General features: G+C 69.7%; 4 protein-coding genes. 3 read left to right on the top strand and 1 reads right to left on the bottom strand.

Annotation, left to right across the window (positions count from 1 at the left end):
• Positions 1-545: 545 nt before the first annotated feature.
• Positions 546-2,441, bottom strand: a complete 1,896-nt coding sequence (gene ggt / locus VSR71_RS12045) for a gamma-glutamyltransferase (protein WP_342914070.1) — start codon at positions 2,439-2,441, stop codon at positions 546-548.
• 195 nt (positions 2,442-2,636) lie between these two features.
• Between ggt and VSR71_RS12040 the strand changes: the two genes are divergently transcribed.
• From VSR71_RS12040 to VSR71_RS12030, 3 genes are all read left to right on the top strand, one after another.
• Entirely contained in the window at positions 2,637-4,388 is a 1,752-nt protein-coding gene (locus tag VSR71_RS12040; RefSeq protein ID WP_342914069.1) for a VWA domain-containing protein, read from the top strand.
• A gap of 100 nt (positions 4,389-4,488) precedes the next feature.
• Positions 4,489-5,070: a sigma-70 family RNA polymerase sigma factor gene (locus VSR71_RS12035; RefSeq protein ID WP_342914068.1), complete on the top strand. Its 582-nt coding sequence runs from the start codon at positions 4,489-4,491 to the stop codon at positions 5,068-5,070.
• On the top strand, positions 5,067-6,347 hold the full coding sequence (locus tag VSR71_RS12030) for a hypothetical protein (protein WP_342914067.1): 1,281 nt from the start codon (positions 5,067-5,069) through the stop codon (positions 6,345-6,347). Before VSR71_RS12035 ends, VSR71_RS12030 begins: the two co-directional genes overlap by 4 nt.
• The last annotated feature ends 30 nt before the right edge of the window (positions 6,348-6,377 follow it).

The raw sequence follows: 6,377 nt of genomic DNA, 5'->3' as shown, positions 1-6,377 counted from the left end.
TGGGCGATCAGATCCTCTGGAATGGCCGGCAGCTCACGGTCTGCGGCTTGGCTCGTCTTCGTCTTGCGTGGCATACATGCTCCTTATCGACATGTTATGCCCTAAACACAAAATTTCTGACAGGTCCCCCGAAGCGCAAGCCAGGACATGCGCCAGCTCCGCCACGTTCGGGCCCGCGCGCAGCGCAGCCGAAGGCGTCCCTACGTTGACGCCCGCGGAAGGGGCCACCCACAGCTCTGGGCTCGTTCAAACATCGCTTCAATCCCAGCCACCGTGGCGCACCAAGGCGTCAGGCAGTCCTGCTTTGTGAGGAAGCGAAGCCCCGTACGAAAGCCCCGGCCCACTACGATAAGAGTGGCCGCCCGCAGGGCCGTAAACGCGCTTTTTGGTGACTTTTTGTCGCTCGGACAAAAAGTTACCCGCCCTTCAGGGCGGAACCGGGCGGTTCAACAGCCGACAGCATGTCATCAACAGCGACCACAGCGCTTCAAGCGGCCGACAACATGTCACCAACCGCGACCACACTGGCATCACATAACCCCCCTTTAATCCCCCACCGCCACCCCCTCCCTCCTCGGATCCGCCCCACCCGCCCAAACCAGCTTCCCATCCGGCCCCTGCCTCCGCACGATGGCCTGCGTCCCGCTGGTCATTTCGATCTCCGCCACCTGATGCCCGCGCTGCTGCAGCGCCTGCACCAGCCCCGGCGATACCAGTCCCTTCTCAACTTCAGTAGGCCCATTCCGGCTGCCGAAGTTGCCCATGCCGATCGCAGCCTGCGGATCCATATTCCAGTCCAGCATGCCCACCAGCGTCTTGGACACATACTCGATGATCTGCGAGCCGCCGGGCGAGCCCACCGTGGCCACCAGTTGCCCGGTCTGGCGGTCAAACACCAGCGTAGGCGCCATCGACGAACGCGGCCGCTTGCCCGGCTCGACGCGGTTGGCCACCGGCTTGCCGTTCTCGCTCGGCACGAAGGAGAAGTCGGTCAGCTGGTTGTTCAGCATGAACCCACGCACCATCAGATGCGAGCCGAAGTACGACTCGATCGTAGTGGTCATCGAGATCGCCCCGCCCCGGTCATCGACCGCGACGATCTGCGAGGTGGAGACGCGCGGCGGCGACCGATCCGGGGCGTACGCCACGGCAGGCCCCGGCGGCACGCCCGGCTGCGCCTTGCCCATGCTCTTGTCGCCGATCAGCTCGGCGCGCGACGCGAGGTAGCTCGGATTGACCAGGCCGGCCACGTCGATCTGCACGAAATCGGCATCCGCCACGTACAGGCCACGGTCGGCATAGGCGAGGCGGTCGGCTTCGGCAATCGCGTGGACCGCGTCCGGATTGGCTTCCACCTGCGCGGGCGTATTCACGTTTTGCGGCTTGAGCGCTGCCAGCGCGTACTTGGGATTTTTGGTTTCCAGCGCCTGCAGCGTGCCCAGGATCTGCGCAATCGCGATACCGCCCGATGACGGCGGCGGCATGCCGCAGATCTTCCAGCGCTTGTAGTCGGTGCAGACCGGCACGCGCTGCTTGGCACGGTAGTCGCGCAGGTCAGCCATCGACAGCGAGCCCCGGTTGGCGCTGCCGTTGACCTTGGCGACGATGTCCTGCGCAATCGGGCCACCGTACAGCACGCCCGCGCCACGCCGCGCGATATCGCGCAGCGTCTGTGCGAGCCTGGGGTTCTTCAGCACCGTGCCGGCCGGCTTGGGCTTGCCCTGCGCATCGAGGAAATACGCGGCCATCTCCGGCGAGTTGGCCAGGAACTTGTCCGCGGCCACCTGCGTGTACAGGCGCTGCGACATCGGAAAGCCCTTCTCCGCCAGCGAGATCGCCGGCTCGAACAGCTTGGCCCACGGCAGGCGCCCGTGCTGCCGATGCGCCATCTCCAGCGCTCGCATGACACCCGGCGTGCCGACCGAACGCCCGCCGATCTGTGCTTCGCTGAATTCCATCGGCTTGCCGTCGGCCCGCATGAACAGGTCTTCAGTGGCCCCCGCGGGCGCGGTTTCGCGGCCGTCGAAGGCCTGAACGCGCTTGCCGTCCCAGTACATGATGAAGGCGCCGCCACCGATGCCGGTGGCCTGCGGCTCGACCAGCGTCAGCACGGCCTGCATGGCGATGGCGGCATCGATGGCCGAGCCGCCCTGGCGCAGCATGGCGCGCCCGGCCTCGCTGGCCAGTGGATTGGCCGCGGCGGCCATATGGCGCTGCGCATAGACCGTCGACATGCCGGCGCGGTAGCCGGAAGCGACCTCCGGGGCCGGCGGCATGGCCGTCGCGGGCGCCGCCGCTGCCGGGGGGGCGGCAGCTGGCGCTGCCGTTGCGGCGGGCGTCCCTGTCCCTCCGCCCTGCGTTCCACACGCGGCAAGCAACGCGGCCGTAGTCAGGGCCAGCGTGCTGCGCCACACCATCGAATCGAGGTCAATGCGGGCCATGCGATGTCTCCTGGGGAAGGAATCAGGCGATTGTAGTGGCGATCGCCGCATGCGGGGGTCGGGCGAAGTCTGATTTCCGTCACCTGATCGAGCGTGCAGTGAAAAAAACCGGAGGGTTTAACCCCGCCGGGGACCGTGCGCCGTTTCATGGACAGGCCGCCTGACGTCCCGCCTGCGGCCCACCAGGAGAACAACATGCAACTTCGCGCACCGGTCGTGCCCCCCGTTGGCGCCCGGCGGACCCGGGCCGCCGCTGCTTGCTGCGCCTCCGCACTGGCTCTGGCGCTGTCGGCCTGCGGCGGCCATTCGCCTTCGCTGACGCAGGCGCCGCAACCCGTTCCGCCGGCCCCGGCCCCGGCGCCGGTCCGGGACCGCGCCGCCGAAGTGGCCAAGGCCGCGAATGCCGCACCCGCGGCCGAAATGCGCGCCATCGCACCCCATGCCCCGCTGGCCATGCCGCGCCCCTACCACCTGCCGCCCCCCCAGGCCGCGGACCGCGAGCGCTACGGCCAGATCGAAGAGAACGGCGTCAGGCTCGTCGCGCAGGTTCCGGTGTCGACCTTCAGCATCGACGTCGATACCGGCAGCTACAGCAATATGCGCCGCCTGCTCAATGCCGGCCGCCTGCCGCCCGCGGATGCCGTGCGCGTGGAAGAACTGCTGAACTACTTCCCGTACGACTACAGCCAGCCCGCCGACGGCCGGCCTTTCGCGGTGCACACCGCGCTCGCGCCCGCGCCCTGGCACCCGTCCAACGTGCTGCTGCGCATTGGCATCAAGGGCAAGGACATCGCCGGCGCTGCGCTGCCGCCGGCGAACCTGGTGTTCCTGGTCGATGTGTCAGGATCCATGGACTCGCCCGACAAGCTGCCGCTGCTCAAGTCCTCGCTGAAGCTGCTGGTGAACAAGCTGCGCGCGCAGGACCGCATCACGCTGGTCACCTATGCCGGCGGCACCCGCGTGGCGCTGCCGCCCACGCCGGGCAGCGACAAGGCCGCGATCAGCGCCGCCATCGACCAGCTGGTGGCCGGCGGCAGCACCGCCGGCGCCAGCGGCATCGCGCTGGCCTACCAGGCCGCGCAGCAAAGCTTTATTGCGGGCGGGATCAACCGGGTGCTGCTGGCCACCGACGGCGACTTCAACGTCGGCATCACGGACTTCCGGCAGCTCAAGGGCATGGTCGAAGAGAAGCGCAAGTCGGGCGTGTCGCTGTCGACGCTGGGCTTCGGCACCGGCAACTACAACGAGCAGCTGTTGGAGCAGCTGGCCGATGCCGGCGACGGGGCGTACTCGTATATCGACAACCTGATGGAAGGCAACAAGGTGCTGGCTAGCGAGATCAGCTCGACGCTGGCCACCATCGCGCGCGACGTGAAGATCCAGGTGGAATTCAACCCGGGGACGGTGAAGGAATACCGGCTGATCGGCTATGAGAACCGCATGCTGGCGCGCGAGGATTTCAACAACGACAAGGTCGACGCCGGCGACATCGGCGCGGGCCATACGGTGACCGCGCTGTACGAGCTGACGCTGGCCGGCCAGCCAGGGCTGGTCGATCCGCTGCGCTACCAACCCGCTACGCCCATGCCCGGCCGCGACGGCGAACTGGCGCATGTAAAACTGCGCTACAAGCTGCCCGCGACCAGCACGAGCCAGCTGATGGATATCACCGTGGCGCGGCAGGCGATCCGGCCCCTGGCTCAGATCGACGACGACTTCCGCTTCGCCGCCGCCGTGGCCGGCTTCGGCCAGGCGCTGCGCGGCGGCAAGCACACCGGAAGCTGGAGCTACGCCGAGGCGCACGCGCTGGCGCAAGGCGCGCGCGGCGCCGACCGCTACGGCTACCGCGGCGAATTCCTCAAGCTGGTCGACCTGGCGCAAAGCCTGGCCACCAGCAAGCCGGCGGATGCCGGTGCCGACGCGGTTCCCGAGCGTGCGGCGCGCTGACAAGGTCACGGCGCAGGGCGGCGCAGCGGTTTGCCGCCCCACCCTGCGCTCTCCTATACTCGGGCGCATGCAGGCTCCAGCCCCCGTCCCGCCTCCCCCGTTGGCCGCGCTGCCCGACCAGGACCTGATGCTGCTGGTCGCGTCCGGCATCATCGAGCAACCCATCGCCGAACTGTTCCGCCGCCATAACGCCGGCCTCTACAACTACGTGGCGTGGCTGTGCCAGGGCAACACCGGCGAGGCCGAGGACATCGCGCAGAAAACGTGGATCAAGCTCATGACCCGCTGCGGCGATTACCAGCCCGCCGCGGCGTTTCGCACCTTCCTGTACCAGATCGCGCGCAATGCCTGGCTCGACCAGGTGCGCAGCGCGGATGCGCGCCAGCGCCACGACGCTGACGAGGGCCAGCCGCCGGAGCTGCCCGCCGACGACCTGTCGCCGGAAGCCGAGCTGCAGCTGCGGCAGCATGCGCACCACGTCCACCGCGCACTGCTGCAACTGCCGGCGGCACAGCGCGAGGTGGTGGTGCTGCGCTTTTTCGGCGACATGAGCGTCGAGGATATCGCGCAGATGCTGGGCGAGAAATTCGAAACGGTGAAGAGCCGGCTGCGCTACGCCTTCGCGCGCTTGCGTGCCGACCTGGCGGGCAGCGTGCCGGGCGCGCGGGAGCCTGGGCCATGAGCGCCGCCGACCGCTTCATCGACGGGCAGGACCGGCTTGCCGCGTTGCTGAAGGCATTGCCGGCCTACCTGCCACCGGAACGGCTGGCCGCTGCCGTGCAGGCAGCGGCCCACGCGGCCCAACAGGAAGCCGACGCGCTCCGCGCCGGCGCACTGCCATTCGCCGCGCCACCGGGGCTGGCGTCCGCGGTGCTGGAAGAAGCCGCGCGGCTGCAGGCAGCGCAGGCGGGCCGGCGCGATGCGGTGCTGGCGGGCATCGCTGCAGGCCAGCCGGCGGCGCAGGCGCTGGGAGCGCCTGTCAGTGATGCCACGCGCGACTGGCTGGCGGCGCAGGCGCGCAGCGCTGCCGCCGCGCCGGCGGCCGAAGGGGCGGATCATGCCGGGCGGACGGAACCGACACGAACGGCGCGCGCCCGCCGCTGGTGGCGGTCGTTCGGTGCCGTGGCGAGCGTAGCGGCCGTGGCCGGGTTGACTACCACCATCGTGCTGCGGCAGATCGATGACGGCGCCTTGCGGCCGGCCGCCGAAATCGCAGTCGGCGAGGCAGCCCCACCGGCAACCGCACCGGCCGCACCAACCGCACCGACCGCACCGACCGCACCGACCGCGACGCCGGCATTCGGGGACGCTCCCGCGTCAACGCATGAAGCACCCGTCGTCGGTCTGGCAACCCCGGCCCCGCCAGCGCCCAAGGCTTCTATGTCGGCGTCGGCGTCTAAGGAGCTGCGGAAAGAGCGCGAGGCCACTCCGCGCGAGCGCGTGCAGCCGCGCGCAGAACGCAAGGCGACGCCGCGCGGCGAAACGCGGACCATGCCCGCCCCTGCTCCAGCCACCGAAGGCTTGCCGCCACAGGCTCCGGCCGTCGCAGCGGCTCCGCCAATGCCCGCGTACTCCGCCATGGCGGAATCCGCGCCAGCACCGGCGACCCCGCCCTCACCGCCGGCACCGCCAGCTGCAGCCGCCCCGCGTGCCGATTTCGCGCGCAAGGCCGCGCCGCCGCTGGCAGCGGCGCGCGCACCCGCTGCGCTTGCCGCCGCGGCAATGGTCGTATCGATACAGGAAGATCCCGCGGCGATCGCGGCGCGCATGCAGGCAGCCACGCCGCTCGGCGTGTGGGCGGCCGAACCGGACAGCGAGGAAATCAGGGAATGGGTGGAACGGCTGTGGCAGTCGATGCCGGCGGGGCAGCGCCCGCCGTTGCCGTATGCCGTGCAGCTAGACCGCACGCTGGCGCCGGGCCAGGTGCGCATCGGGCTGCAGCACCGCGCGCCGCAGTGAGCGCGGCGGTGTTTGGTGGCTGACCGGGGA

Origin of the sequence: Cupriavidus oxalaticus (assembly GCF_038900635.1) — a bacterium.
Taxonomy (GTDB): Bacteria; Pseudomonadota; Gammaproteobacteria; order Burkholderiales; family Burkholderiaceae; genus Cupriavidus; species Cupriavidus oxalaticus_B.
This window is presented reverse-complemented; position numbering and strand designations above follow the sequence as displayed.